Here is a 23,969-nt window from a genome sequence, read left to right on the forward strand (position 1 = left end):
ACTATGTGCTGATCATGGAGGAGCCACCGGTGGAGTTCGACGTCACGATCGAGATCCCGAAGGGTTCGCGGAACAAGTACGAGGTGGACCACGAGACCGGTCGTATCCGCCTGGACCGTCGACTCTTCACTTCGACCAGCTACCCGGCCGACTACGGCTTCGTCGAGGACACCCTCGGCGAGGACGGCGACCCGCTGGACGCGCTGGTCATCCTGGACGAGCCGACCTTCCCCGGCTGTCTCATCAAGTGCCGCGCGATCGGCATGTTCCGGATGACGGACGAGGCCGGCGGCGACGACAAGCTGCTGTGCGTGCCGGCGTCCGACCCGCGGGTGGAGCACCTGCGTGACATCCACCACGTGTCGGAGTTCGACCGCCTGGAGATCCAGCACTTCTTCGAGGTCTACAAGGACCTGGAGCCGGGCAAGTCGGTCGAGGGCGCCAACTGGGTGGGCCGGGCCGACGCGGAGACGGAGATCGAGCGTTCCCGCAAGCGCTTCGAGGAGCACGGCGGCCACTGACCGCAGCACGTCCACGGGCCGCGTCGCACTCGATCGGGTGTGACGCGGCCTTTGGCATGCGGGCGGGGGTACCCGCGCATACTGAGGCTTACGGAAGGTGTCGTTCAGGGAGCGTTGCCCAGTGACGGACGCGGAGGACCGCAAACCGCAGTCGGACGAGGCGCGGAGTGACTACACGTCCCGCGCCACGCCGCCCGCGGACGCGGAGGTGACGCAGGCGACGCAGGTGATTCCCGTGGTCTCCGTGACCCAGGTGATCCCTGTGACGCCGGCTCCTGGGGTCGACAGCGAGTCGTCGACGACGTCCGAGTTCGCCGTCCCGCAGGGGCTGGCGGTGGCCAGGACCGGGACCGAGTCCGAGACGACCTCGGAGTTCGCCCTGCCGGACGGCCTGGACGTGCCCGACGCGGCGACCGCGGAGCCCGAGGGTTCGGCTTTCACTCCGCCGAGCACCTTCAACGCCCGGGAGGCGCCCTACGCCTTCACCCCGCCGCGCGGCACCCCGGCGGTCAGCCTGACCAAGGACGCCCCCTGGCAGGACCGGATGCGCACCATGCTGCGCATGTCGGTGACCGAGCGCCCGGCGCTGGAGTTCGCGCAGAAAGCGGAGGAGGGCGGTCCGGCCGTCCCGCGCGTCCTCGACCTGACCCTGCGTATCGGCGAGCTGCTGCTCGCCGGCGGTGAGGGCGCCGAGGACGTGGAGACGGCGATGTTCGCGGTCTGCCGCTCCTACGGCCTGGACCGCTGCGAGCCGAACGTCACCTTCACCCTGCTGTCGATCTCCTACCAGCCGTCCCTGGTGGACGACCCGGTGTCGGCCTCCCGTGTGGTGCGCCGGCGCGGCACCGACTACACCCGGCTCGCGGCCGTCTTCCAGCTCGTCGACGACCTCAGCGACCCGGAGACCCACGTCTCCCTGGAGGAGGCCTACCGGCGGCTGGCGGAGATCCGCCGCAACCGGCACCCCTACCCCGGCTGGGCCCTGACCGGCGCGGCCGGACTGCTGGCGGGCGCGGCCTCCGTGCTCGTCGGCGGCGGTCTGCTCGTCTTCGTGGTGGCCGCGATCGGCGCGATGCTCGGCGACCGGCTGGCCTGGCTGTGCGCCGGGCGCGGGCTGCCGGAGTTCTACCAGTTCATGGTCGCCGCGACGCCACCGGCCGCGATCGGCGTCGCGCTCACCGTGGCGAACGTCGACGTGAAGGCGTCCGCGGTCATCACCGGTGGCCTGTTCGCGCTGCTGCCGGGGCGTGCGCTGGTGGCGGGGGTGCAGGACGGCCTGACCGGCTTCTACATCACGGCCTCCGCGCGTCTGCTGGAGGTCATGTACTTCTTCGTCGGCATCGTCACGGGCGTGCTGCTGGTCCTGTACTTCGGCGTGAAGCTGGGCGCCCAGCTCAATCCGGACGCGGCGCTGGTGGTCAGCCAGCGGCCGGTGCTCCAGGTCGTCGCCTCGATGCTGCTGTCGCTGACCTTCGCCGTGCTGCTCCAGCAGGAGCGGTCCACCGTGCTGTGGGTGACGCTCAACGGCGGGGTCGCCTGGGTGGTGTACGGCGCGATGCACGACGTCGGCCGTATCTCGCCGGTGGCCTCCACCGCGGTGGCGGCGGGGCTGGTGGGGCTGTTCGGGCAGTTGCTCTCCCGGTACCGGTTCGCCTCCGCGCTGCCGTACACGACGGCCGCGATCGGGCCGCTGCTGCCGGGTTCCGCGACGTACTTCGGTCTGCTGTCGATCGCCCAGAGCCACGTCGACAAGGGGCTCGTGTCGCTGGCCAAGGCGGTGTCGCTCGCCATGGCCATCGCCATCGGGGTGAACCTCGGCTCCGAGATCTCCCGGCTGTTCCTGCGGGTGCCGGGAGCCGGGAGCGCGGCGGGCCGCCGGGCGGCGAAGCGGACCAGGGGCTTCTGAGCCGGCCACTGCCCGCGCTGCCTCACGGCGCCCGGTAGTAGCCCTGGCCCTGGTCGTAGGGGTACTGCTGCGGGTGCTGCTGGTCGTAGCCCTCCTGCGGGCCGCCGTACGGCTGCTGCGGAGGCTGCTGCTGGGGGTGGCCCTGGGGCTGGTGCTGCTGGGGCTGGTGCTCCTGCTGCTGGGGCGGCTGCGGGTACTGGCCGCCGTGGTACTGGCCCTGGTCGTAGCCGTACGGCGGCTGCGGCTGCGGCTGCGGCTGCGGCTGCTGGGACTGGTGCGGCTGCTGGTGCGGCTGCTGGTGCTGCGGCTCGATGCGGCGCAGTTGGGTGGTCTCGTCGTCCCTGACGGGCTGCTGGTACTGCTGCGCGTACGGCTGGGGCTGCTGCGCGAACTGCTGCTGGTACGGGGCCTGGGCGGCGTGCTCCGGCTCGGCCGCGGCGGGCGCGGGCCCGTTCTTCGCCTTGGCGCGGGCGCGCAGGAACTCGATGGCGATCGGGACGACCGAGACGAGGACGATCAGGATGAGGATCGCCTCGATGTTGTTCTTGACGAAGTCGATCTTGCCCAGCCAGGAGCCGAGCAGGGTCACGCCCGCGCCCCACAGCACGCCGCCGATGATGTTGAAGGTGGCGAACGAGCGGTACCGCATGCCGCTGACGCCCGCGATGATCGGCGTGAACGTCCGCACGACGGGCACGAAGCGGGCCAGGACCAGGGACTTCGGGCCGTACTTCTCGAAGAACTCGTGCGCCTTGGCGACGTTCTCCTGTTTGAACAGGCGGGAGTCGGGGCGGTTGAAGAGGGACGGGCCGACCTTCTTGCCGAACATGTAGCCCGCCTGGTCGCCGAGGACCGCCGCGAGGCAGATCAGGGCGATCGCCGCCCACAGGGGGAAGTCCAACTGGTGCGAGGTGATCAGCAGACCGCAGGTGAACAGGAGCGAGTCACCCGGCAGGAAGAAGCCGATCAGCAGGCCCGACTCGGCGAAGACGACGAGGAGCAGGCCCCAGATGCCGAAGGTGTCCAACAGGTGATTCGGATCCAGCCAGCTCGGGCCGAGGGCAAGCGTCGTCACGGTTCCGGGCTCCTGAGGGGGTGAGGACGGTCGGCGGCGGGTCGGCCTCCGTGTACTGCCGCACAAAGTATCAACGGATGGTGTACGGCTCAGGTTCCACCGGGTTCCAAGGGATGCGCTGTGCGTCTCCTCGGGCCAGGCTGTCCCCCATGGGCATCGAGGAATACGGCGGCGGTCAGGGTCCCCAGCCGGACGTGCTGGTCGTCACCACGAACGACGTACCGGGCCACCGGGTCGAACAGGTCATCGGCGAGGTGTTCGGACTCACCGTCCGGTCCCGGCACCTGGGCAGCCAGATCGGCGCCGGGCTGAAGTCGATGATCGGCGGGGAGCTGAGGGGTCTGACCAAGACGCTGGTGCAGACCCGCAACCAGGCGATGGAGCGGCTCGTGGAGCAGGCACGCGCGCGGGGCGCCAACGCGGTGCTGGCCTTCCGCTTCGACGTGACCGAGGCGGCCGACGTGGGCACGGAGGTGTGCGCGTACGGGACGGCGGTGGTCGTGATCCGGGAGTAGCCGCGGCGGCGCACAGGGACACGCGCAGAGACACGGACGTAAAGAGACACAGACGTAAGGGGTGTCCTCCCCGGGCGGACGCCCCTTACCTCACCCCTCGTGACGGGCGGCGTTCGCGAGGATCGCCTCCCTGAGGTGCTCGGCCGTGCCCGGCCGCACGGAGTCGTAGAAGGCCTTGAAGCGCTCGTCTGCGACGTACATCTCCCCCAGGTTGCGGTGCATCTCGTACGGGCACTCGAACAACCACCTGCCGATGTGGCGGCGGTGTTCCTCGGCCAGGTCCATGGCCGCCTCGCCTGTCGGGGGCTCCCCGGCGGCCACCAGGGCGGCGTACCGCTCGCCCCAGGCGTCGACCTCGGCCTGGATGCGCTTCCAGTCCGCTTTGCCGTAGCGGGCGGCGCGGCGCTGCGACTCGGTGTAGGCCTCGGTGCCGCCCCAGCGCTGCTCGGCCTCCTCCGCGTACTGCTCGGGGTCCTTGTCCCCGAACACCTCGAACCGTTCCTCGGGCGTGAGGTTGATTCCCATCCTGCGTGCCTCCATGGCCTGCTCCACGGCCGCGGCCATCTTCCGCAGCTTGTCGATCCGGGCGGTCAGCAGTTCGTGCCGGCGGCGCAGGTGCGCGCGCGGGTCCGCGTCCGGGTCGTCCAGCAGCGCCGCGACCTCGTCGAGCGGGAAGCCGAGCTCCCGGTAGAACAGGATCTGCTGCAACCGGTCGAGGTCGGCGTCGCTGTAGCGCCGGTGCCCCGCGTGGTTGCGCTCGCCCGGGACGAGCAGGCCGATGTCGTCGTAGTGGTGCAGGGTGCGCACCGTCACTCCGGCGAAACCGGCGACCTGGCCCACGGTGTGGCTCACTTCCGCTCCCTCCTCGGTACGCGCTCCACGGTCCCTCCTCACGTCGCGTGAGGTGCAAGGACGTTTCCGCTCCGCCCGTGTCGTGCGCGTTCCTCCCGGTCTGCCGGACCCGTCCGCTTATCGTGTGCCGGTGGCCCAGGACACCGAGCGGCAGGCAGCCGCCGCACCGGCCGGGCCGGCGCCGCCGGCCCGCGCGCTGCTGCCCCTGATCCTGCCCGCCCTCGTCACCGGCGTCGGCTCCAGCCTGCTCTTCCTGGTGGTGAGCGGGGCGGCGGAGCGGTTGCAGGGGGCGCTGTGGGGGGACCTGCCGGACGCGCTGGGCGTCGGCCGGTACTCCGTGGTGTGGATGCTGGTGGTGCTGACCGCGACGGGTGTGCTGGTGGGGCTCGTGGTGTGGAAGGCGCCGGGCCACGCGGGTCCCGACCCGGCCACCCTGGGCCTGTCGGCCGCTCCGATGGCGCCGGTCGTGCTGCCGGGGCTGCTGCTGGCGACCATGCTGATGCTGGCCGGCGGGCCGAGCCTCGGCCCCGAGAACCCGATCATCGCGGTCAACGTGGCCCTGGCGTTCTGGCTCGGCCGCAGGCTGCTGCCCCGGCTGCCGGGCGCGCTGTGGCCCGCGCTGGCCGAGGCGGCGACCGTCGGGGCCCTGTTCGGGACGGCGGTGGCCGCCGCGCTGGTCGTCTCCGAGGCGCTGGCCGGGCGGCCGATGAAGGGGGCGCTGTGGGACAACCTCTTCGCGCCGCTGGCCGCGGGCGCGGCCGGTGCCATGACCACGACCCTGGTCGCCCGCCCCACCTTCGACCTCGGGCTGCCGCCGTTCGGCCGCCCGCACTGGGGCGATGTGCTCGCCGCCCTCGTGATCTCCTCGGCGGGCGCGCTGCTCGGCCTCGCCGCCGTGTACGCCTTCCCCTACGTCCACCGGGTCTTCGGCCGGCTCGGCCATCCGATGATCGCCCTCCCGGCCGGCGGGCTGGTGCTGGGCCTGCTGGGGGCGCTGGGCGGTCATCTCACACTGTTCAAGGGGCTCGCGGAGGTCGCGGAGCTGGCCCGGCACCCCGAGGACCGGACTGCGGGGCAGTTCGCCGCGCTCGCCGTGGTCAAGCTGGCCGCCCTGCTCGTGGCCGCTTCCTGCGGCTTCCGCGGCGGCCGGATCTTCCCGTCCGTCTTCATCGGTGCCGCGCTCGGGCTGGCCGCCCACGCCCTGGTGCCCGCGGTACCGCCCGCGCTCGGCGTGGCGGCGGCCGTCCTGGGCACCCTGCTGGCCATCACCCGGCAGGGCTGGGTGAGCCTGTTCACGGCCGCGGTCCTCGTGTCCTCGCCGGCCGTCCTGTCCCTGTTGTGCCTCGCCTCGCTGCCGGCGTGGCTGCTGGTGACCGGCAGGCCGCAGATGCAGCTGCGGGCGGACGGAACGGCGGTGCGCTGACCACCGCCCCGCCACCGGGCCTCAACGGCTCAGGCGCCTGAACCTGCGCAGCGCCAGCGGGAAGAACACCGCGAGCAGCGCGAGCGGCCACAGGACGGCCGCCGTCACGTGCCCGGACTCACCGCCCGGCCCGCCCAGCAGGTCCCGTACGGCCGTCGCCGTGTGGGACATCGGGTTCCACTGGACGATCGTGCCCAGCCAGCCGGGCATGGAGCCGGGGACGGCGAAGGCGTTGGACAGGAAGCCGACCGGCCAGACCAGGATCTGCACGGCCTGGACCAGTTCGGGCCTGCCCGCCACCAGCGCCAGGTGGATGCCGATCCACAGCATGGCGAAGCGGAACAGCAGCAGGAGTCCCAGGGCGCCCAGGAGGCCGCCGGGGCCGCCGTGGGCGCGCCAGCCGAGCGCGAACCCGACGCCGAGCAGGACGGCGAGGACCAGCGCCGACTGGAGCATGTCGGCGGCCGAGCGGCCCACCAGCACCGCGCCGTCGGCCATCGGCATCGAGCGGAACCGGTCGATGACGCCCTTGTTCAGGTCCTGGGTGAGGGCGACCGTCGTGCCTTCCAGACCGAAGGCCATGGTGAGCGCGAGCATGCCGGGGACCAGGTAGTCGACGTAGTCGCCGCGCACGCCCCGGCCGCCGCCGACCACCTCGATCCGGCCCGCGTCGGGCCGCAGCAGGGTGGACAGGATGCGGACCAGGGTGGTCTTGCCGGCGCCGTTCTGCCCCAGCACCCCGTGCACCGTCCCCCGGGCGACCCGCAGGTCGAGTCCGTCCAGCGCGTACGCACCCCCCTTGCCGCCGTACTTCTTGCGCACCCCTTCGACGGTGATCGCCGCCTCGGTCACAGACCGCACAGACCGCTCCTCACTAGCCAAACTTGACTACCGATCGAAAGTAACTCCGTCCGCTCATCTGGTCAAACTTGATTAGCGGGTGTCCCCGGGATGCGGCCGTCCCGTGGCGTACGGGTTCTCCTGGTTCTCGGCCAGTACGCCGGAGAACGGCTCGCCCTCGCCGGCGAAGGTGTACGCCCCGCCCCGGACGCGGTCGATCAGTCCCCGCGTCCACTCGGCGCCGGTGTCGGCCAAGTGCACCCAGAAGTTCATGATCTCGCCGATGTGGCCCAGCCGGCCGGGGCCGTCCTCGGGCGTGTAGTACTCGGTGACCGACCTGCGCCACTCCCCGATGCTGCGCACCCGCTCCTCCAGAAGGGCCAGCGCCTCCGCCCGCTCCAGGTTCACCATGAAGCCGAGGGCGGCGGTCAGCACGTCGGGACGCTGGTCGTAGGAGGTGAGCGAGGCGCGCAGCAGGGAGAAGTACTCCTCGGTGCCCTTGTCGGTGATCTCGTACTCGACGCGCGGCGGGCCGCCCGCCGTGGACGGCGCGATCTCGTGCGCGTGCAGCATTCCCTGCTTCGCCATCTGCTTCAGGGCGTGGTAGACCGAGCCCGGCTTGGCGTTGGACCACTCGTGGGCGCCCCAGTACTCCAGGTCGTTGCGCACCTGGTAGCCGTGGGCCCGCCCGTGCTGGCGGACAGCGCCCAGCACCAGGAGACGGATCGCTGACATGCGGTCCAGGTTATTGCCGGGGCCCCGGCCGCCCGCGCGAGGGCCGCCGGGCGGGGCGCGGGTCAGAACGGGAAACCGCTGCGGCCGTGCTGCACCGAGATCCACTTCACCGTGGTGAAGGCGTCCACCGTCGTCTCGCCGTTGAGGCGGCCGATGCCCGAGTGCTTCTCGCCGCCGAACGGCACCAGCGGCTCGTCGTGCACGGTGCCGTCGTTCACGTGGAACATGCCGGTGTCGATCCGCTTGGCGAAGGCCACACCCCGCTCGATGTCGCCCGTGTGGACGGCGCCGCTGAGGCCGTAGGGGGTGTCGTTGACGATCCGGACCGCCTCCTCCTCGCCGTCGAAGGGGATGAGGAAGGCGACCGGGCCGAAGACCTCCTGCTGGAGCAGTGCCGAGCCGGCCGGTACGTCCGTCAGGACGGAGGGGGCGACCAGGTTGTCGGTGGTGGAGCCGTGCACCAGCGCGGTGGCTCCCTCGGCGATCGCCTGCTCCACGACACCGGACACGGCGTTCGCCTGCGCGGAGTTGATCACCGGGCCGATGACGGTCCGCGGGTCGCGCGGGTCGCCGACCTTCAGCGACTTCACCTTGGCGACGAACTTCTCGGTGAACGCGCCGGCGATCGAGCGGTCCACGAGGACCCGGTTCGCGGCCATGCAGACCTGGCCCTGGTGGACGTAGCGGCTGAAGACGGCCGCGTCGACCGCGTAGTCGAGGTCGGCGTCGTCCAGGACCACGATCGCGCTGTTGCCGCCCAGTTCGAGGACCGAGCGCTTGAAGTTCGCGGCGCAGACGGTGGCCACGTGCCGGCCGACCTTGTCGGAGCCGGTGAAGGAGATCAGCTTCGGGACCGGGTGCTCGATGAAGGCGTCGCCGATCTCGGCGATGTCCGTGACGACGACGTTGAGCAGGCCGCCGGGCAGCCCCGCGTCCTCGAAGATCTTCGCGACCAGCGTGCCGCCGGCGACCGGCGTGTTCTGGTGCGGCTTGAGCACCACGCCGTTGCCGAGCGCGAGCGCCGGGGCGACCGACTTGACCGACAGCAGGAAGGGGAAGTTGAAGGGGCTGATCACGCCGACGACGCCGACCGGGACCCGGTAGACGCGGTTCTCCTTGCCGTCGGACGGCGAGGGCAGGATCCTGCCCTCCGGAGCCAGCGCCAGGTGGACCGACTCGCGCAGGAACTCCTTGACGAGGTGCAGTTCGAAGGCGGCCTTGAGGTGCGTACCGCCCAGCTCGGCGATGATCACCTCGGTGATCTCCTGCTCGCGCTCCTCGACCAGCCGCAGCGCCTTCTCGAAGACCGCGCGGCGCGTGTAGGGGTTGGTGGCGGCCCACTGCTTCTGGGCGCGGGCCGCCGCACGGTACGCCTCGTCCACCTCGTCGGCCGTGGCTATGGTGATCGAGGCCAGCTTCTCGTCGTCGTACGGGTTGAAGTCGATGATGTCCCAGGAGCCGGTGCCCTGGCGCCACTCGCCGTCGATGTACTGCCGGGCCAGGTCGGTGAAGTAGGACGACATGTGATCCCTCGAATCCCAGGCTCTCGCTCTCCGATGTGACGTCATCGTACGTGCGGGTAACCGGAGTTGAGGGCTTACCGGCACTTCTCCGGCGGGGCCCGGGCGAGCTCAGGAGAGCTGCAGCAGGCCGCGCAGGACGTCGCGGCTGTCGTCCGGGCCGGGGCTGTCGTGCTGGAGTTCCTTGAGCGCCTTCTCGTACTGGGTGACGTCCTCGCGCTTGTCCAGGTAGAGCGCGCTGGAGAGCTGCTCCAGGTAGACGACGTCCGACAGGTCGGACTCGGGGAAGCTGAGAAGGGTGAACGAGCCGGACTCGCCGGCGTGGCCGCCGAAGCTGAAGGGCATGACCTGCAGCCGTACGTTGGGCCGCTCGGAGATCTCGATGAGGTGCTGCAACTGCCCGCGCATCACCTCGCGGTCGCCGTACGGACGGCGCAGGGCGGCCTCGTCCAGGACGATGTGCAGTTCCGGCGCGTTCTCCGACACGAGGTATTTCTGCCGCTCCAGGCGCAGCGCCACGCGCCGCTCCACGTCCGCCTCGCTCGCGCCCTGCATGCCGCGCCGGACCACCGCACGGGCGTACGCCTCGGTCTGCAGCAGGCCGTGCACGAACTGCACCTCGTAGACGCGGATCAGGGACGCCGCACCCTCCAGGCCCACGTAGGTGGGGAACCAGCTGGGCAGGACGTCGGAGTAACTGTGCCACCAGCCCGCGACGTTGGCCTCCTTGGCGAGCGAGAGCAGTGAGGTGCGCTCCGCGCCGTCGGTGATGCCGTACAGCGTCAACAGGTCTTCCACGTCACGCGTCTTGAAGCTCACCCGGCCCAGCTCCATCCGGCTGATCTTCGATTCCGAGGCGCGGATCGAGTACCCCGCCGCCTCCCGCGTGATCCCCCGTGCCTCTCGCAGTCGCCTCAGTTGCGAGCCGAGCAGCATGCGCCGCACCACCGATCCGGGCTCTCCCGCGCTCACGTTCGCCAGCCTCCCCAGCCGTCCTCAAGAGCCGCAGTCTGCCACTAAAGCACTTCGAGCAGTACTCGGGCGGTTACGGAAACGGAAAGAGATCACAGAAAACGTGCAGCCCGAGGCAAGAAGGAGGCAAGCGGCGCTCGAGAAGATGGCGGAAAAAATGGCCAACAAGCGGTACGTGTAGGTCCATTTCGGTCTCGTGCACGTGCATCTGCCCTTGCATCTGCTGTGCGCATCCGAAACCATGGTCCCGCGCCACCGCTGCATCGCAACGACCAATGCATCGCAACGATCGCGATTTCCCGGGAGTGCCTCGCATGGGGACGAATGGATCGACCATGCTCCAGCCGTTACGGCAGGGCCTTCCGCCACTGGACCCCTCGGCCGTCTGCGATGCCGCCTCCCGCGCCCTGCCCGCCCGTTACGAGGCCGTGCGCGAGGCCAGACAGTTCACCCGCGCCACGCTCGACCAGTGGGAACTGGGCGACCGCTTCGACGACGTCTGCCTGGTGGTCTCCGAACTCGTCACCAACGCCCTGCGGCACGCGCTGCCGACGGCCTCGGCCGCGCACGTGTGCGAACAGGGCTCGTCGGTGCGCCTGCACCTGATGCACTGGACCGAGCGGCTGGTGTGCGCCGTGCGCGACCCCAGCCAGGACAGTCCCGTCGCCCGCGACACGGACGACTTCTCGGCCGAGTCCGGCCGGGGCCTGTTCCTCGTCGACTCCTTCAGCGACGGCTGGGGGTGGCACCCGCTGGCGGGCACGCTCGGCGGCAAGGTCGTCTGGGCGCTGTTCCGGCTGCGGCCCGCGGGCTGAGGCCGCGCCACGGTCCCCGGGCGCGGCCGGATCGCGGCATCCGCCCGCGCCGTCAGCCCCCGACCAGATGGTCGAACTCGCCGTCCTTGACGCCCAGCAGCATGGCCTCTATCTCCGCGCGGGTGTAGACGAGCGCGGGCCCGTCGGGGAAGCGCGAATTGCGGACGGCCACGTCTCCCCCCGGCAGCCGTGCGAACTCCACGCACGAGCCCTGGGAGTTGCTGTGCCGGCTCTTCTGCCAGGCCACCCCGCGCAGGCGTGTGGCCGCCATGCCGTTGTGCACGTCGCACTCCCCGTACACGCCCTCGACGTCGTGATTCACAGGTCGCTCCCCGGTGGTGCACTGGCTGGTGTGGCCATAGATGCATTGGTCAACTGAACCGGATCATAACCTTGTTCATATGCAGTTGCATGAGCAGATGCACGTGCACGCGGAGTGTTTCAGTGATTACAGCTTTGACGAGCGCTTTACCGAAGATGCTCCCGCGTTCGCCCCCGGAAGGGCAGGGCATGCGCGCGGGTGATCCGCGTCCCTGCCCCGGAAGCCACCACCGCACGCCCTCGCTGACACGTGCATGGAGGAAAGACGCACGGGGAGCCCGCGGTGTTCCGTCCACCACCGACGAGCTTCGCGCGGGCGACCGCTAGCCTGCTGAGGTCGCACACCGCCGCCGGGCGGCCTACCGGTGCCAGGTTGGGGGATCTCAGTGACCAGGACGACCACGGCAGTACGGGTCGCCGCCGCCGGGCTGCTCGGCGCGCTCGCGCTGGCCGCGTGCGACAGCGGCGGGAGCACCGGTTCCGACGGCGCCGCCGGGAGCGACGCCGTCGCCTCCGCGGCCGGCACGCCCCCGGCGACCGGCGGCACGCCCCCGTCCACCGGCGGCGCGAACGGCACGGACAGCGCGCTGAACGGCAGTTGGCTCACCACCAGCGGCGGCAAGGCCGTCGTGCTCATCATCACCGGCCGCCAGGCGGCGCTCTTCTCGACGGACCGGACCACCTGCACCGGCACCGCGGCCGGACAGGCGGGCAAGGGTGTGATCCACCTGGCGCCGTGCAAGGCGCGGTCGACGGGCGCCGTCGACTCCGTCAACAAGACCACCCTCCAAGTGACCTGGGAGGGTGGAGTCGGCAAGGAGACGTACACCAGGGCCGAGGGCGGGGCGCTACCGTCAGGACTGCCCACGGCGAGCCCCGGCACCTGAACGTCCGCGGCGTCCGCTCAGACCGCTGGCGGGGCGGGCAACCGCGCCGCACGCTCGTACGTGATGATCCTTGAGCATCGTCACGACCCGAGGAACCACCACATGCGCGCCTTTCCGATCACCGTCAGCGCCGTCGCCGCGGCCCTCCTCCTCGCCGCCTGCGACAGCGGTGGCGGCAGCGGTTCCGACACCGACACCGGCAGCAAGAACACCGACAGCACGGCCTGCCGGATCGGCGAGGTGGGGCTCCAGGTGGGCCCCGCCAACGCCGCGCCCGCCGCCGGCGACACCGGCGACGTCCCGGTCACCCTCACCAACCGGGGTGCCCGGTGCACCCTGGACGGCTTCCCGGGCGTCACCCTGGCCGCCGGGGGCACCTCCGCGCGCGTGGCGGAGGACAAGACCGGCCGGCCGCAGAAGCTCACCCTCGCCAAGGGCGACACCGCGTCCTTCACCCTCACCTACGTGCGGGGCAAGGAGGGCGACGGGAAGAGCCTGGCGGCGAACTCACTGAAGATCACGCTGCCCGGGGCGGGCGAGGGCCAGAGCTTCAAGTGGTCCTACGGCCCGGTGCGGGGCAAGAAGGACGCGGGCGACCCGGACGCCTCGGTGACGGCCTTCCAGCAGGCCGGGGACTGACGACCCACGACGACACGCGCGCCGTGAGCGGCGGCTGGAGCGGGGTTCCGTCCCGGCTGGGGCGGGGTTCCGTCCCGGCGGGGGCGAGGTCCGCGTTCCGGCCGAGACGGGCCGGCTCGGGCGGCGTCCGGGTTCCGGCCGGAGCAGAGTCCGGGTCTTGGCCGGGGCGGGGACCGTGTCCCGGCCGGGGCTCGTCGGTCCTGCGGGACGCGCTGGTCCTCACTCCAGCCTGCGGCGGGATCCCACCTGGGCCCGGTCGGCCGCCTGCGCGCCCTCCGTCCAGCCCGCCGCGTCGCTCACGCCGCGCAGCCGCGTCGTGGTCGTCTCGGGGAACATGCGCTCCAGCCGGTCGGTGACCGCGACGTCCCGGCTCGCCAGGACGGGCAGCAGGTCCTCGGTCACCTGGGTCTCGGCGGCCGCCGCGAGCCGGGTGCCTATGCGGTGGGCGTAGGCGGCCAGGAAGGACTGGCGGAAGGTCTTGGTCCGTTTGCGCCCGCCCGCTCTCTGGGCCGCCTCGGCCCGCGCCATGGCGGTCGTGGCCTGCACGAGGAGCGAGGTGTACAGCAGTTCGACCGCGTCGAGTTCGGCCTCGAAGCCGACGACGGTGGCGAAGCCGAGGGGTTCGTTCCACACGGCACGGCAGTGGTTCGCGGTGGCGACGGCGTCCAGCAGGACGGCCTTGGCCTGTTCGTACGGCGGCTCGACGCCGATCCGGCAGGCGCCGGGGGCGTCGGGCGAGGGAGCACGGGCAGCCAGCAGCGCCTCGTCGACGCTGTGCCGGGCCATCAGTTCCTGCGCCTTCGCGCTCAGCGCCTCCGCCTCCTCCGGGAACCCGGTGGCCTCCGCCTTGGCGAGCAGCGCGCGGATGCGGCCGAGCACGCGGGACTCGCCGGCCGGGGCGGCGGACGGGCGCCCGACGGGTGCGTCCAGGTGTTCGAGGGTGGGCAGCCGCAGCAGCAGGCGGTACAGCTGCAGCACGGCGGTGGCGTACGAGAAGCGGTCGGTCGGCGACGGCTCCTCGGTGGTCAGCTCGTCGAGCTGGGCGGCCCAGCGGCGGCCGCGCGGCCGGTCGTGCGGGGCCTGGGCGCGGATCAGGGCGGCCACGAGCCGGGTCTGCGCCTCGCCCAGCTCGCGTCCCACGATCCGTACGACGTCGGCGGGCTGCCAGCCGCGCTGCCACGCCGCCGACACGAACTCCCGCCCGCGCAGGTCGAGTTCGGCGTCGGACGCGGGGTCGGCCGCGAGCAGGGAGGCGCCCGCGTCGAGGGCGTCATCGGAGGCGGCGTAGAGGGCGGCCCGGAAGGCGCGGTCGACGGTGCCGGACTCGCCGGCCTCGCCGGTGGTCTCGGAGGCGCTGGACGTGCGGGACGTACGGGGCGGGGTCACGCATCGATCGTGCCACGAGCACCGGATTCCCCGTCCACACCCTGTGGACAACTCTGCGGGCGGTGGCACGGGCGGTGGCACGTTCGGAGTGCCGGACCCACGCCCGGGTGGCCACCCGCACCTTTATGTCAACCGAAGGTTGACACCCCCTCACTGTCAACTTACGGTTGACGCATGACGAACCCAATCCGGTCGACGGTCCGTCTCGACGACCTCATCTCGGCCATCAAGAAGGTCCACCAGGAACCCCTCGAACAGCTCCAGGACGCCGTGCTCGCCGGCGAGCACCTCGGCGAGGTGGCCGACCACCTCATCGGGCACTTCGTCGACCAGGCCCGCCGCTCCGGCGCCTCCTGGACCGACATCGGCGCGAGCATGGGCGTCACCCGGCAGGCGGCGCAGAAGCGGTTCGTGCCCAAGGAGTCCGCCGACCTCGACCCCAGTCAGGGCTTCAGCCGCTACACGCCGCGCGCGCGGCAGGTCGTCATGGCCGCCCACGAGGCCGCCAAGTCGGCGAAGAGCCCCGAGGGGCTGCCCGCGCACCTCGTCCTGGGCCTGCTCACCGAGCCGGAGGCGCTGGCCTCCAAGGCGATCCAGGAACAGGGCGTCACGCTGGAGGCGGTCCGCCAGGCCGCGACCGCCGCCCTGCCGCCGGCGTCCGCCGACGCGCCCGACCTCGTCCCCTACGGCCCGGCCGCCAAGAAGGCCCTGGAACTCACCTTCCGCGAGGCCCTGCGCCTGGGCCACAACTACATCGGCACCGAGCACATCCTGCTGGCCCTGCTGGAGCTGGAGAACGGCGAGGGCCCGCTGAGCGGACTCGGCCTGGACAAGGCGCGCACCGAGCAATACGTCGTGCGCACCCTGGAGCAGTTCCTGGCCGACCGCGAGCAGGGCGGGACTCCCTCCGAGTGATCCGCCGGGCCGCGGGCCGCGGGCGATTGTCAGAGGTGCCTGCGACACTCGCGGCATGACCGACCGGTGGGCTCTCGCTCCGGCCGAGGACGGCGGCGCCGACGTCGCTCTCCTCGGCCCGGACGGGCTGCCCGCCGGACCGGTGCGCCGGGAGCCGGACCTGGCCGGGGCCGTCCGCAGCAGGCCGGACGTCACCCGGTGGGTGTGGCGGTCCACCGCGGAGGTCTACCCGCGCCTGCTCGCCGCGGGCGTGCGCGTCGAGCGGTGCTACGACATCGAGGACGCCGAGACGCTCCTGCTCGGCCACGAGGGGCACCACGGCGAGCCCCGCTCGGCCGCCGCCGCCCTGGCCAGGCTGCGCGGCGGCCCCGTACCCCCGGATCCGCCGCAGCGGCCGGCCGAACCCGGCGCCCAGTCCCCGCTCTTCGAACCGCAGGGCACGCACCTGCCGCTGACCGACCTGCTCGCGGTCTACGCCGAGCAGCAGCGGCGGCACGACCGGACCGCGCACCCCGACCGCATGCACCTGCTGACCACCGCCGAGTCGGCCGGGATGCTGGTGGCGGCCGAGATGAACCGGGCGGGCCTGCCCTGGAGCGCGGACGTGCACCGCCGGGTCCTGCACGAACTGCTCGGCGAGCGGTACGCGGGCGGCGGCGAGCCGCGCCGCCTGGCCGAGCTGGCCGACGAGGTGTCCGCCGCCTTCGGCCGCCGGGTGCGGCCCGATCTGCCCGCCGACGTGGTCAAGGCCTTCGCGCGCGCCGGGATCAAGGTCAGGTCCACCCGCCGGTGGGAGCTGAAGTCCGTGGACCACCCGGCCGTCGCCCCGCTGCTTGAGTACAAGAAGCTGTACCGGATCTGGGTGGCCCACGGCTGGTCCTGGTTGCAGGACTGGGTGCGCGAGGGCCGGTTCCGTCCTGAATTCCTGGCCGGCGGCACGGTCACCGGGCGGTGGGTGACCAACGGCGGGGGCGCGCTGCAGATCCCCAAGGTGATCCGGCGGGCCGTGGTCGCCGACCCGGGCTGGCGACTGGTGGTGGCGGACGCCGACCAGATGGAGCCGCGTGTGCTGGCGGCCATCTCCCGTGACCCCGGCCTGATGGAGGTGGCCGGACGCCCGGACGACCTCTACCAGTCGGTGTCCGACCGCGCCTTCTCCGGCGATCGCGACCAGGCCAAACTGGCCGTGCTCGGCGCCGTCTACGGCCAGACCTCCGGGGACGGCCTGAAGAACCTCGCCGCGCTGCGCCGCCGCTTCCCCCGCGCGGTGGCCTACGTCGACGAGGCCGCGCGGGCGGGCGAGGAGGGGCGGCTCGTACGGACCTGGCTGGGGCGCACCTGCCCGCCCGCGGCCGGGGCGGCGGCCGACGAGGCGACGCAGGAGGCCGGCCTTCCGCAGGACGAGCCGGACGAGCAGGGCGCCGGTGGCCACGGCTGGACGCCGGGGTACGCCTCCGGCGACTCCAGGGCCCGGGGCCGCTTCGCCCGCAACTTCGTCGTCCAGGGCAGCGCCGCCGACTGGGCCCTGCTGATGCTCGCCGCGCTGCGCCGCACCTGCCGGGACATGGCGGCGGAGCTGGTCTTCTTCCAGCACGACGAGGTGATCGTGCACTGCCCCGAGGAGGAGGCCGACGCGGTCGCTGCGGCGATACGCGAGGCGGCGGATCTGGCGGGGCGCCTCACGTTCGGCCGGACGCCGGTGCGGTTCCCGTTCACGACGGCGGTGGTGAAGTGCTACGCGGACGCCAAGTGAGCGCGCGCGGAGCGGGACAGGGGGGCGGGGGCAGGGGTGGGGCGGCGGCAGTAGCGGTAGCGGTAGCGGTCGCAAGACCGTCGTCAGACGATCGGAGGGCGGCCCAGCCGGGTGAGCCGCCAGACGGTTCGCCAGCGCATGGGACGCCGCTCCCCCGCCGGCCGGCGCAGCCCCTCCGTGAACCCGCCGAGCCACGCCCGCAGTCCGGCGGCCGAGCGCGCCCGCAGCAGGGTGAGAAGCGTCCACACGCCGAGGTGGACCGGGATCAGGACGAGCGGCAGCCTGCGGCGGACCAGCCAGACGCGGTTGCGGGCCGTGACGCGGTAGTAGATGGCGTGCCGGGCGGGCGAGGTCTTCGGGTGCTGGAGCAGCAGCTCAGGGGCGTAGAGGATCTTCCAGCCCGCGTCGGCGGCCCGCCAGGCCAGGTCCGTCTCCTCGTGCGCGAAGAAGAACTCCGCGGGCCAGTCGCCGGTCTGGTCGAGCATCGGCATGCTCAGGGCGTGCCCGCCGCCGAGGAACCCGGTGACGTACCCGCCCCGCATCGGGTCGGCGGAGCCGAGCCGGGGCACGTGCCGCTGCTGGGTCTCGCCGCGCTCGTCGGCGATGCGGAAACCCACGATGCCGAGCCGCGGATCGGCGGCGTACAGGTCCCGGACGCGGCGCAGCACGTCCGCGTCGACGAGCAGCCCGTCGTCGTCGAGTTCCACGACCACGTCGACGTCGCCGAACTCGCGGAGCCGGGCGAGGGCTACGTTGCGGCCGCCGGGGCAGCCGAGGTTGTCGTCGACGTCGATGGTGGTGACCTCGCCGGGCAGGGAGAGGCGGTGCGCGAACTCGGGCAGCCGGCAACCGTTGCCGACGATCACGATGCGGGCGGGCGTGAGGTCCTGCTTGGCCACGGACTCCAGCAGGGCGTCGACCTCGTCGGGCCGGTTCCCCATGGTCACCACGGCGACGGCGATCCTCGGCTCCACCGCTTCCACCACCTCTGCTCACCCCATCCGGCGACGGCGGACCCGTACTCCACCGCACGGTGCCCTGCTCCTCGTTCACCAAGATGTTGCCTCATTTCCGCCGGTTGTCCCGAAGCGACATCGCTTTGCCACCTCTTTCCGGCGTCCTACCGCGATTTACCCGGCGGCCGCTCCTGCGGTACCCCTGGAGAGCCAAGGGGCCAAGGGGCCAAGGGGCACTGGAGATCCACTACCGGACCGGAACACCGAACCCGCAGGAGGAACGACAGACATGCGACTGCGCTGCGCCGTGCTCGACGACTTCCAGAACGCCGCGCTCACCGCCGCCGACTGGTCACCGCTGAGCGACCGGGTGGACGTCGTCCCGTACACCGAGCACTTCGCCACGGAGGACGCGCTGGCCGAAGCGCTCGCCGACGCCGACATCGTGGTGACCCTGCGCGAGCGGGTCGCCTTCCCGGCCTCCCTCCTGAACCGGCTGCCGCGCCTGAAACTGCTGATCGCCTCCGGCATGCGCAACTCGGTCATCGACCACGCGGCGGCGCGTGCAGGCGGCGTGACCGTCTGCGGCACCCAGTCCTCCTCCGCCCCGCCGGTGGAGCTGACCTGGGCCCTGCTGCTCGGCCTGGCCCGCGGGATCGTCCAGGAGAACAACGCGCTGCGCGGCGGCGGCCCCTGGCAGTCCACCGTCGGCGCCGACCTGCACGGCCGCCGCCTCGGCCTGCTCGGACTCGGCAAGATCGGCAGCCGGGTCGCCCACGTGGGGCTCGCCTTCGGCATGGAGGTCGCGGCGTGGAGCCAGAACCTCACGAAGGAACGGGCCGACGAGGTGGGCGTGACCCTGGCCCCGAGCAAGGAGGACCTGCTGTCGGACGCCGACTTCGTCTCCGTCCACCTCGCCCTGAGCGACCGCACCCGCGGACTGCTCGGCCCCCGTGAACTGGCCCTCCTGAAGCCGACGGCGTACCTCGTCAACACCTCCCGCGCCGCCATCGTCGACCAGGAAGCGCTGCTCACGGCGTTGCACGAGGGCCGGATCGCCGGGGCGGGCATCGACGTCTTCGACACCGAACCGCTGCCCGCGGACCACCCGATGCGCACCGCGCCGCGCCTGCTGGCCACCCCGCACCTCGGCTACGTCTCCCAGGCGAACTACGCGCGCTACTACGGGCAGGCGGTGGAGGACATCGAGGCGTATCTGGCGGGGAGCCCGGTCCGGGTGCTCGGCTGACCCGGCCCCGCCCTCCCCTCGATAGCATCGGGCGGGCGACGAGGAGGGGAGCGGCGGGGATGGGCGGGGCGGCGCGACTGCGCGTACCGGTGGGCGAGGACGCGGAGCGGTGGATCACCCGGGCGGGCTGCCGCCGCGTCCTGTTCATCGTCCACAACGTGACCTCGGCTACCCGCCTGCTGGACACGCTCCCGCTGTTCGACGGCGATCTCCGCGTGCAGTTGTTCGCGACGTGCACGGGCTCCTCGCCCTTCCTCGCCGGCGTACCGGAGCTGCTGGCGCGGGCCGGGCTGCCCGTCCTCCCCTGGGAGCAGGCCAAGGAGACCGAGTTCGACCTGGCGGTCTCGGCCAGCTACGGGGGCGAACTGGCAGCTTTCCAGGGCAAGTTGGCGGTCTTGTCACATGGCGTTGGATACAATAAGAAACTGGCGTCACCGAGCACCGAGCACCGAGCACCGAGCACCGAGCACCGAGCACCGAGCACCGGTCTTCGGTATGTCGCCGGACTGGCTCCTCGATGACGGGCGTCCGCTCGCGACCGCGACCGTGCTGTCCCACCCAGAACAGCTGGAGAGGCTGAGGGCGTACTGCCCCGAGGCGGCGCCCACGGCGGTCCTCGCCGGCGACCCCTGTTACGACCGCATCCTCGCCGCACTCCCCCGGCGCGACAGTTTCCGCCGCGCGCTGGGCGTTGGTCCGGGCCGCCGGCTGATCGTGCTCAACTCCACCTGGTCGACGCGCGCGCTCTTCGGCGCCACCACCGGAACCGGCGAGGAAGACCGAACCGGCGAGGAAGACCGAACCGGCGAGGAAGACCGAACCGGCGAGGAAGACCGAACCGGCGAGGGAGACCGAACCGGCGAGGAACACGGAACCGGTGGCAGGGACCGTGCCGGCCGGGGAAGCGGGGCCCGCCGGGAAGGCGCGGACGGCGACCTGCTGCCCTGGTTGCTCTCACGGCTGGCCGCCGAACTGCCCGCCGACGAGTACCGCGTCGCCGCCGTCCTCCACCCCAACATCTGGTACGGCCACGGCCCGGGACAGGTCCGGGCCTGGCTCGACCACGCCCGCCAGGCGGGCCTGGACGCCGTCGCGCCCCTCGACGGCTGGCGCCAGGCCCTGATCGCGGCCGACTGCGTGATCGGGGACCACGGCAGCGTGACGTACTACGCGGCGTCGATCGGTGTCCCCGTCCTCCTCGGGGCCTTCCCCGAGGACGCCCTCGACCCGCACTCCCCCGTCGCCGCCCTGGGCCGTACCGCTCCCCGGCTCGTCCGGCGCGGCGGACCGGACGCGCTGCGGACCCAGATCGACCAGGTCATCGCCGCCCACGAGCCGGACCGGTACCGCGAACTGGCGGCGCAGACGACGTCGTCACCGGGCGAGTCGGGCGCGCTCCTGCGCCACCTTTTCTACCGGCTCATGGACCTGCCCGAGCCCCGCGGCCTCCCGGCCCTGCTCGACCCCCTGCCCCTGCCGCCGTACACACCGCCCCGGTACACGGCCCCGGTCCGCGTACTGACACGAGTGCTCGGCGCAGACCCGCCGGAGGTCACGGTGGTCCGCCGCGCCACCGCCGGCGAGGACGGCCCCGAGCACCTCGACGCCGCCCACACGGTGGTCGACGAGGACACGAGACACGCGGGACGGCTGCGTATCGCCGATGTCGTCGTGCGGTACGGCACCGCGGACGATCCGCGGGTCGGGCCCCCGGGCGCCTGGACGGCACAGACGCTCGCCCGGTACCCGTACTGCGGCATGGCCGTCTACGTCGACGGAGTCGACCGCTGTGTCGTCGGCACCCGCGAGAGCGCCCTCCTACGGCTGACGGCGGCCCCGGACCCGGACGGCAGGCCCGATCTGTGCGATCCGGCAGCCTACGCGTCCGCGCTGTACGCCTGGGCCACCGGTGGCAAGACACTGCCCGAGGCCGCGTGGGACCTCGTCGTACGGACTGGGGACACGGCCCACCGCGTACGGGTCGAGCCTTTTCGACCGGTGCGGTGACGAGGTCCGGTGGGAAGACGGATGCATGCGACGGAGTCGGCGCTCAGGACTCCGGTCCGGCCGACCGGGCCCGTAGGCGGGCAAGGGCCTGCTGATCGTCACCGCGCTCGTGGAGAAGCGCCGCGGCCCGCAGGTCCTCCCGCTCCGCCTCCGTGCGGCCCGCACGGTGGTGGCATCCGGCTCTCAGCTCCAGGGCGAAGGCGAGTTGCGGTTCCGCGCCCTCGGCGCTCATCGTGTCGACCGCCTTGTCCAGGCACACCAGGGCGAGTTCCGTGTCCCGCGCGTCCAGGTGCGTCTCCCCGAGGCTCATGTACACGCGGCCCTCGTTGTAGCGGTCACCGCCGCCGGGCAGCTCACGGAACCGCACGAGGGCGGCGTTGAGCCGGGCGACCGCCTCTGCGGTGCGGCCCTGCTTGGCCTGCGCGCGGCCGGTGTGGTGGTCCAGCAGGGCGCGTGCGCGCGGCAGATCCGCCCAGCCCTGGTCGCCCTCCCCGATCCGGTCCAGGATCCGGCCGGCCTCCCCGAAGGCCTGTTCGGCGTCCGCCCACCGCCACTGCTTGAGATGGAGCAGCCCCAGGGCCTCCACCGCGCTGGCCTTCCCGCGGTGGTGCCCGCAGTCCTCCTCCGCGACGGCCGCCTCCGTCAGGGCCCGCTCCGCGTCGGCCGCACGCCCGAGCCCCATGAACGCGAAGGCGAGTTGCACCAGCACACGGCCCACGGCCCGCCGGTCGCCGAACTCGGCGGCGCCGCGCCGGGCCGCCGCCACGCCCAGCAGGTGGGTGTCGGCCCACTGTTCGTGGAAGCCGAGCCGCAGGTGCAGTCCCCACATCGCCTCGCACAGCTGCCACACGAGGTCGTCGAAACCGTGGTGCGCGGCGGCGCGCACGGCCGCCGCGAGGTTCTCGCGCTCCGCACGCAGCTCCCGCAGCGCGCGCTTGCCGTCCTCCGGGTCCCGGTGATCCGGCAGGGTGAGCGGGGCGTAGGCGGGGCCGAGCCGCCACCGGGACGGGATGACCCGGAAGTCGGCGCCCGCCGCGAACCTGAGCTGCCCGACCGCGACCCGGCGGACGGCGGCGGCCATCCGCCCGTGCCCGTCCTCCGCGACGGCCAGGTCGTGGGCGAAGGCCCGTGCCACGTCGTGGAACCGGTAACGCTCCTGTGCCACTTCCTCCAGCAGGTGCACATCGGCCAGTTGCTCCAGCAACCGGCGCGCCTCGCCCTCCTCGACGTCGGCGGCGAGCGCCGCGCAGCGCACCGTGACCTCCGGCCAGGGCCAGACGGCGATCGCCCGGTAGAGGGCGGCGCACTCGGGTGCCAGTTCGCGGTACGCACCGTCGTGCGCGAGCCGCACCGGGTCCTGCGGTTCCCCCTCCAGCATCGCCTGCCCCTCCTGTCCGTCCTGTCCGTCCGGTCCCGCCTGCCCTTCCTGACCGGAGCCGGAACGCCGTTCCGACAACTGCCGCGCCACCCGTTCCCACGCCAGGTGCTCCCGTACGGCCAGGCGCGCGCCCGTCGTGCACAGGGCCAGCGGGACTCCGCCGGTGCCCTCGGCCACGGCCCGGACGCCCGCCTCCGCGTCCGCCGCCCGCTCCTGCCCGACGATGCGGGTGAGCAGGCGGACCGAGTCCACCGTCGAGAGCGGGGGCACGGTGAGGTGGCGGGCCCCGGTGGCGGCCACGAGCCGGTCCAGTCTGCGCCGGCTCGTCACCAGGACCAGACAGTCGGGGGAGGCCGGGAGCAGGGGGACGACCTGGGCGTCGGAGTGGGCGTTGTCCAGCACGAGCACCATGCGCCGCCCGGCCGTACGGTCCCGGTAGAGGTCCCGCTGACGCGCCTCGTCGCCGGGCAGCATGGCGGCCGGCACGCCGAGCCGTTCGAGGAAGCGGGCCAGCACCTCGGAGGGCGCGAGCGCCGTGCCCGCGGACGCTCCGGCCAGGTCCACGTGGAGCGCGCCGTCCGGGAACCGGTCGGCCAGGAGGTGCGCGCAGTTGACCGCGGCGGCGGTCTTGCCGATGCCGCCCGGCCCGGTGAGGACGGCGACCGCCGGGGCGCCGTGCGGGCGCCCGGTGTCGTCGATCAGCGCGGTGACCGCGGCCGTCAGGTCCTCGCGGTCCGTGAAGACCGCGGTGGCCGGTGGCAGCATCCGGGGGCGGACGGCTCCGTACGCCCCGGCGGGCACCACCCGCGGGCCGACCCAGGACGCCTCGTCGAGCCACTGCGCCACCTCGCGGGCGAACTCGGGCGACCTGCGGGCGACTTCTGTCAGCCATGACGCCGCCGCGCGCTGCTCGTCCTCGGTCACCGGCAGCGTGGGAGCCGCGCCGGCGACCGCCCGCGGCCCGGCCGCCCGGGGCTCACCCGACCTGGGTGCGGTGCGCGCCGACGCCCCCTGCTCGGCGCGCGCCCGGTTCAGCAGTCCGAACAGGGTCTCGGAGGACCGCCGACCCATCTCCCCGCCCGCCCCGGACAGCGCGCCCGAGGCGACCGTCCCGACGGCCGACAGCACCACTCCCATGAAGGGTTCCACGCAAGACTCCCCCAACTCGCCGCTGCGCAGATCGTATCGACCCCGTCCTACCCGCCAGAAGACGTCGCGCGGCGCACATCGAGCACCGCGATCACCCGCACGTCGTGGTCAGCCGCACATGAGGCAGCGCCGCCGGGCGGCCTACCCAGAGACCC

General features: G+C 72.6%; 22 protein-coding genes. 12 read left to right on the forward strand and 10 right to left on the reverse strand.

Going from position 1 to position 23,969, the window contains the following annotated elements; all coding sequences use genetic code 11:
- Positions 1-29: 29 nt before the first annotated feature.
- Positions 30-521: an inorganic diphosphatase gene (locus AB0G56_RS20360; protein ID WP_360971414.1), complete on the forward strand. Its 492-nt coding sequence runs from the start codon at positions 30-32 to the stop codon at positions 519-521.
- 121 nt (positions 522-642) lie between these two features.
- Positions 643-2,427 carry a threonine/serine exporter family protein gene (locus AB0G56_RS20365; RefSeq protein ID WP_360971052.1) on the forward strand — a complete coding sequence of 595 codons (1,785 nt, stop codon included), beginning with the start codon at positions 643-645 and terminating at the stop codon, positions 2,425-2,427.
- Positions 2,428-2,449: 22 nt separating this feature from the next.
- Here the strand turns inward: AB0G56_RS20365 and AB0G56_RS20370 are convergent, their stop codons facing one another.
- Positions 2,450-3,502, reverse strand: coding sequence for a VTT domain-containing protein (locus AB0G56_RS20370; RefSeq protein ID WP_360971055.1), 1,053 nt, complete (start codon positions 3,500-3,502; stop codon positions 2,450-2,452).
- 149 nt (positions 3,503-3,651) lie between these two features.
- On the opposite strand from AB0G56_RS20370, the gene AB0G56_RS20375 reads away from it, so the two are divergent.
- On the forward strand, positions 3,652-4,017 hold the full coding sequence (locus AB0G56_RS20375) for a YbjQ family protein (protein ID WP_360971058.1): 366 nt from the start codon (positions 3,652-3,654) through the stop codon (positions 4,015-4,017).
- A gap of 90 nt (positions 4,018-4,107) precedes the next feature.
- Here the strand turns inward: AB0G56_RS20375 and AB0G56_RS20380 are convergent, their stop codons facing one another.
- Positions 4,108-4,869: a MerR family transcriptional regulator gene (locus tag AB0G56_RS20380; RefSeq protein WP_360971061.1), complete on the reverse strand. Its 762-nt coding sequence runs from the start codon at positions 4,867-4,869 to the stop codon at positions 4,108-4,110.
- A 130-nt stretch (positions 4,870-4,999) separates the two neighbouring features.
- On the opposite strand from AB0G56_RS20380, the gene AB0G56_RS20385 reads away from it, so the two are divergent.
- A complete protein-coding gene (locus AB0G56_RS20385) occupies positions 5,000-6,292 on the forward strand; it encodes an ion channel protein (protein WP_360971064.1) in 1,293 nt (430 codons plus the stop codon).
- Between the two features lie 21 nt (positions 6,293-6,313).
- Here the strand turns inward: AB0G56_RS20385 and AB0G56_RS20390 are convergent, their stop codons facing one another.
- The 4 genes from AB0G56_RS20390 to AB0G56_RS20405 form a co-directional block, all read right to left on the reverse strand.
- Positions 6,314-7,153 carry an ABC transporter permease gene (locus tag AB0G56_RS20390; RefSeq protein WP_360971067.1) on the reverse strand — a complete coding sequence of 280 codons (840 nt, stop codon included), beginning with the start codon at positions 7,151-7,153 and terminating at the stop codon, positions 6,314-6,316.
- A 72-nt stretch (positions 7,154-7,225) separates the two neighbouring features.
- Positions 7,226-7,867 carry a PadR family transcriptional regulator gene (locus tag AB0G56_RS20395; protein ID WP_360971070.1) on the reverse strand — a complete coding sequence of 214 codons (642 nt, stop codon included), beginning with the start codon at positions 7,865-7,867 and terminating at the stop codon, positions 7,226-7,228.
- Positions 7,868-7,929: 62 nt separating this feature from the next.
- A complete protein-coding gene (locus tag AB0G56_RS20400) occupies positions 7,930-9,390 on the reverse strand; it encodes an aldehyde dehydrogenase family protein (RefSeq protein ID WP_360971073.1) in 1,461 nt (486 codons plus the stop codon).
- 108 nt (positions 9,391-9,498) lie between these two features.
- Entirely contained in the window at positions 9,499-10,323 is an 825-nt protein-coding gene (locus tag AB0G56_RS20405) for a helix-turn-helix transcriptional regulator (RefSeq protein ID WP_360971416.1), read from the reverse strand.
- Positions 10,324-10,673: 350 nt separating this feature from the next.
- On the opposite strand from AB0G56_RS20405, the gene AB0G56_RS20410 reads away from it, so the two are divergent.
- Positions 10,674-11,174 carry an ATP-binding protein gene (locus AB0G56_RS20410; protein ID WP_360971076.1) on the forward strand — a complete coding sequence of 167 codons (501 nt, stop codon included), beginning with the start codon at positions 10,674-10,676 and terminating at the stop codon, positions 11,172-11,174.
- Between the two features lie 52 nt (positions 11,175-11,226).
- On the opposite strand, the gene AB0G56_RS20415 is transcribed toward AB0G56_RS20410, so the two are convergent.
- On the reverse strand, positions 11,227-11,496 hold the full coding sequence (locus AB0G56_RS20415) for a DUF397 domain-containing protein (protein WP_360971078.1): 270 nt from the start codon (positions 11,494-11,496) through the stop codon (positions 11,227-11,229).
- Positions 11,497-11,881: 385 nt separating this feature from the next.
- On the opposite strand from AB0G56_RS20415, the gene AB0G56_RS20420 reads away from it, so the two are divergent.
- Both AB0G56_RS20420 and AB0G56_RS20425 read left to right on the forward strand, forming a co-directional pair.
- Positions 11,882-12,382, forward strand: a complete 501-nt coding sequence (locus AB0G56_RS20420) for a hypothetical protein (protein WP_360971080.1) — start codon at positions 11,882-11,884, stop codon at positions 12,380-12,382.
- 102 nt (positions 12,383-12,484) lie between these two features.
- The gene (locus AB0G56_RS20425) at positions 12,485-13,021 is read left to right on the forward strand and encodes a DUF4232 domain-containing protein (RefSeq protein ID WP_360971082.1); all 537 of its coding nucleotides are present in this window, start codon (positions 12,485-12,487) and stop codon (positions 13,019-13,021) included.
- Positions 13,022-13,240: 219 nt separating this feature from the next.
- On the opposite strand, the gene AB0G56_RS20430 is transcribed toward AB0G56_RS20425, so the two are convergent.
- Entirely contained in the window at positions 13,241-14,407 is a 1,167-nt protein-coding gene (locus tag AB0G56_RS20430; RefSeq protein ID WP_360971085.1) for a DUF2786 domain-containing protein, read from the reverse strand.
- 174 nt (positions 14,408-14,581) lie between these two features.
- On the opposite strand from AB0G56_RS20430, the gene AB0G56_RS20435 reads away from it, so the two are divergent.
- Complete coding sequence (locus AB0G56_RS20435) at positions 14,582-15,322, forward strand: Clp protease N-terminal domain-containing protein (RefSeq protein WP_360971088.1); 741 nt, start codon at positions 14,582-14,584, stop codon at positions 15,320-15,322.
- Between the two features lie 55 nt (positions 15,323-15,377).
- A complete protein-coding gene (locus AB0G56_RS20440; RefSeq protein WP_360971091.1) occupies positions 15,378-17,075 on the forward strand; it encodes a bifunctional 3'-5' exonuclease/DNA polymerase in 1,698 nt (565 codons plus the stop codon).
- 83 nt (positions 17,076-17,158) lie between these two features.
- Here the strand turns inward: AB0G56_RS20440 and AB0G56_RS20445 are convergent, their stop codons facing one another.
- Entirely contained in the window at positions 17,159-18,049 is an 891-nt protein-coding gene (locus AB0G56_RS20445) for a glycosyltransferase (RefSeq protein WP_360971094.1), read from the reverse strand.
- Positions 18,050-18,320: 271 nt separating this feature from the next.
- Here AB0G56_RS20445 and AB0G56_RS20450 point away from each other — a divergent pair, with 271 nt between their 5' ends.
- From AB0G56_RS20450 to AB0G56_RS20460, 3 genes are read left to right on the forward strand one after another with little or no spacing between them, the layout of a single operon-like run.
- Positions 18,321-19,280 (forward strand): D-2-hydroxyacid dehydrogenase family protein, encoded by a 960-nt coding sequence (locus AB0G56_RS20450; RefSeq protein ID WP_360971097.1) that lies wholly within the window; start codon positions 18,321-18,323, stop codon positions 19,278-19,280.
- 59 nt (positions 19,281-19,339) lie between these two features.
- Entirely contained in the window at positions 19,340-19,801 is a 462-nt protein-coding gene (locus AB0G56_RS20455; protein WP_360971100.1) for a hypothetical protein, read from the forward strand.
- Positions 19,776-21,287, forward strand: coding sequence for a hypothetical protein (locus AB0G56_RS20460; RefSeq protein ID WP_360971103.1), 1,512 nt, complete (start codon positions 19,776-19,778; stop codon positions 21,285-21,287). Before AB0G56_RS20455 ends, AB0G56_RS20460 begins: the two co-directional genes overlap by 26 nt.
- Positions 21,288-21,330: 43 nt before the next feature.
- Here the strand turns inward: AB0G56_RS20460 and AB0G56_RS20465 are convergent, their stop codons facing one another.
- Entirely contained in the window at positions 21,331-23,814 is a 2,484-nt protein-coding gene (locus AB0G56_RS20465) for an NB-ARC domain-containing protein (RefSeq protein WP_360971106.1), read from the reverse strand.
- Positions 23,815-23,969: the final 155 nt, after the last annotated feature.

This window comes from Streptomyces sp. NPDC021356 (assembly GCF_040641015.1).
GTDB lineage: Bacteria > Actinomycetota > Actinomycetes > Streptomycetales > Streptomycetaceae > Streptomyces.

Excerpts from the sequence above, each read along its gene's own strand:
- AB0G56_RS20375 (WP_360971058.1), top strand. The coding sequence starts at position 3,652 with ATGGGCATCGAGGAATACGGCGGCGGTCAGGGTCCCCAGCCGGACGTG.
- AB0G56_RS20395 (WP_360971070.1), bottom strand. The coding sequence starts at position 7,867 with ATGTCAGCGATCCGTCTCCTGGTGCTGGGCGCTGTCCGCCAGCACGGG.
- AB0G56_RS20400 (WP_360971073.1), bottom strand. The coding sequence starts at position 9,390 with ATGTCGTCCTACTTCACCGACCTGGCCCGGCAGTACATCGACGGCGAG.
- AB0G56_RS20405 (WP_360971416.1), bottom strand. The coding sequence starts at position 10,323 with ATGCTGCTCGGCTCGCAACTGAGGCGACTGCGAGAGGCACGGGGGATC.
- AB0G56_RS20410 (WP_360971076.1), top strand. The coding sequence starts at position 10,674 with ATGGGGACGAATGGATCGACCATGCTCCAGCCGTTACGGCAGGGCCTT.
- AB0G56_RS20425 (WP_360971082.1), top strand. The coding sequence starts at position 12,485 with ATGCGCGCCTTTCCGATCACCGTCAGCGCCGTCGCCGCGGCCCTCCTC.
- AB0G56_RS20435 (WP_360971088.1), top strand. The coding sequence starts at position 14,582 with ATGACGAACCCAATCCGGTCGACGGTCCGTCTCGACGACCTCATCTCG.
- AB0G56_RS20440 (WP_360971091.1), top strand. The coding sequence starts at position 15,378 with ATGACCGACCGGTGGGCTCTCGCTCCGGCCGAGGACGGCGGCGCCGAC.
- AB0G56_RS20450 (WP_360971097.1), top strand. The coding sequence starts at position 18,321 with ATGCGACTGCGCTGCGCCGTGCTCGACGACTTCCAGAACGCCGCGCTC.
- AB0G56_RS20455 (WP_360971100.1), top strand. The coding sequence starts at position 19,340 with ATGGGCGGGGCGGCGCGACTGCGCGTACCGGTGGGCGAGGACGCGGAG.
- AB0G56_RS20460 (WP_360971103.1), top strand. The coding sequence starts at position 19,776 with ATGTCGCCGGACTGGCTCCTCGATGACGGGCGTCCGCTCGCGACCGCG.